We start from the raw sequence: 2,733 nt of genomic DNA on the forward strand, positions 1-2,733 counted from the left end.
GAATGAATGGATGTTTATTTTTGTCATACATTGTGCCATTGTTGTGTGACAAAATGATACATATTAAATCCAAAGGAAAATATGGTTAAATTGACTAAAGTCTCTCTGTCTGCTCGTATCTTATTATTCGTTTTCCTACCACTATGGGGCTTATCCGCCGCGTCTATTGGCATTGGAACTTATTATCTTGCTGATTTACAGACAAGCAAGCTGAAAGGCGATCTCAAGCTGATCGCCAGAGCAATCGATGTTCCTATTGGAGAGGCGATCCACAAAGGAGATATAGAAACAGTTCAGAGGACGCTTGATGCCATTTTTGATTTAGGCCAGGTATATGGTGCGTCCGTCTACAATCAGGATGGTCAGCGTATTGCTGCGGCCGGGATTGCTAAACGAGACAATAAAGATAACCCTATCGCACTTGAGCTGCTTGAAGTTGGACGTGACGCCAATATCTATCAACGTCAAGCGGGCAAACAAGTCTATTCTCATTTTCTTCCTATTACCGATAAACGAGGGCAGATATCGAGCCTTGTCGAAATCACTCGTCGTGCTAGTGATTTTTCGTCTTCTATAAATACTTTGTCGCTCTGGGCCTGGTGTGTATGGGGTGTTATCGGGTTGCTCACTTTAATTATTGTCTATTTAGGTCATTATCGAGCAGCAGGTCGTGATGTAGCACAGTTAACGAGTATCATGGCTAAGATTGGCCAAGGACAATTAGACTTACGAGCCTCTGACTCAAACACATACGAACTATCTTCTATTGCTCGGGCGCTAAATCGAATGCTCGATGATATTGCGCTTGCACAGCAAGAAATACTGGCTCATCAAGAACATGAAACAAAGCTGAATCTGAGATTAGAACGTAATGAGCGCATGGCGACGTTAGGACGATTCGTCGGAGGTGTGGCCCATGAATTAGGAGCACCATTGAATGTGATTGATGGTAGAGCAAGGCGTTTATCACGATTTATTGATAAGAACTCGGCGTTATATGAGCTGACGGCGATTAGAGGGCAAGTTAAACGGCTAACTCGAATCGTTCGACAGTTGTTAGACTTTTCTCGAAATAGCAACCAAAAAGAAAAAGTACTTATCTTAGATTTAGTGGTACATGCTAGTGAATCACTGAATCATGAACAAATGGAGTCGTCCCCTGTAATTACCATCAATATTCCTGATCACCCATCGGTATTCGTTGATCCTGACCTGTTCGAATTAGCGATAATTAACTTGCTACGAAATGCAAGCCAAGCCGCTCAAGAAAACGTACTCGTTGAATATGGTGAATCGCATGACGGCTGGTCGATAACCATCAGCGATGATGGGCAAAGTATTCCCATTGATATGGACTTGTCTCAGCTCCTAGAACCCTTTTTCACCACAAAACCGAAAGGTCAGGGAACTGGGCTTGGTTTGGCTATTGTTAACAATATTATTAATGATCATCATGGAGAATTAACTCTTCGGCGTTCAGAGCAAGGTGGACTCATCGTTACACTACAATTTTCAAAGGAACAATTAGTATGAATATTTTATTGGTAGAAGATGATGGTGATTTAGCGGATTTATTATGTGAAGAGCTTGAGGGCGAAGGATATCAGGTAACAATAGTAAACTCAGCTGAAGAAGCTTCATTTAAGTTGAATGAAATAATACCGGATGTGGTGATTTCCGATTTAAGATTACCGGATCGCAACGGTATGACATTAATACCAGAAGTTAAAGCTCTAACGCCAACTCCTGCGATTTTATTAATCACGGCGTTTGGCTCGGTTAATCAAGCGGTCGATGCACTTAAAGCGGGAGCGGATGATTTTTTAACCAAACCTTTTGATATGGATCACTGCTTATTAACCGTGAAACGTCTGATTGAGCATCAAAGCTTGAAAAGCCGGGTAGAAAGCCGTTTCTTTCACGGTATGTTAGGTGAAAGCGCTGCGATACAGAACCTATTCCGTATGATCCGAAAAATATCGAAAACGGATGGGCCTGTATTAATACTGGGAGAAAGTGGTACTGGTAAGGAGCTAGTCGCTAAAGCGATTCACAATGAAAGTCTTAGGAAAGACGGTCCTTTTCTGGCAGTTAATTGCGCTGGTATCCCTAAGGAGTTACTGGAAAGTGAGTTTTTTGGACATTCAGCCGGCGCTTATACCGGGGCGAATCAATCACGGCTAGGTTTATTAAGGGAGGCAGACGGAGGAACCCTGCTCCTTGATGAAATCGGTGAAATGCCCCTTGAGTTACAAGCCAAGTTATTACGTGTATTACAAGAAGGGACTATCAGGCCGGTGGGTTCTGATAAGGAAGTTAGTGTCGATGTACGTATCGTCACGGCAACCCACCGAGATTTAGAGTTGCGCATAGCAGAGGGACTGTTTCGACAAGATTTATTCTTTCGGCTAGAAATGTTTACATTATCCGTGCCCCCTCTTCGGGAGCGTGGCGGTGACCTTACACTCCTTGTTCGATATTTTCTTTCTAATCAGGCTCAATCAGGAAAGACCAAAGCTTATCAACTGAGTAACTTAGCATGGAAAGAACTGATGAATTATGATTTTCCAGGGAATATTCGTGAGCTTAAAAACGCTATTGAGAGGGCCTCCGTATTTTGTGACGATGATGAAATTTTACCAATTCATCTACCTGATCGTATAAGAAAATCGTCGAATTCTATCAAAGATAATATTTTTGAATATTTATCCGGAGATATGCCATCGTTAAATG

At 42.2% G+C, this 2,733-nt stretch carries 2 protein-coding genes; both read left to right on the forward strand.

Annotated features, from left to right (window positions below; translation table 11 throughout):
* Nucleotides 1-81: 81 nt before the first annotated feature.
* Nucleotides 82-1,533: a sensor histidine kinase gene (locus tag CAG69_RS08545; protein ID WP_161443711.1), complete on the forward strand. Its 1,452-nt coding sequence runs from the start codon at nucleotides 82-84 to the stop codon at nucleotides 1,531-1,533.
* A partial coding sequence (locus CAG69_RS08550; protein ID WP_161443712.1) for a sigma-54-dependent transcriptional regulator occupies nucleotides 1,530-2,733 on the forward strand: 1,204 nt, incomplete at its 3' end. The genes CAG69_RS08545 and CAG69_RS08550, both read left to right, overlap by 4 nt.

The sequence above is a fragment of the Vibrio sp. V43_P6S15P86 genome, from assembly GCF_009904725.1.
In the GTDB taxonomy this organism is placed as follows: domain Bacteria; phylum Pseudomonadota; class Gammaproteobacteria; order Enterobacterales; family Vibrionaceae; genus Vibrio; species Vibrio diabolicus.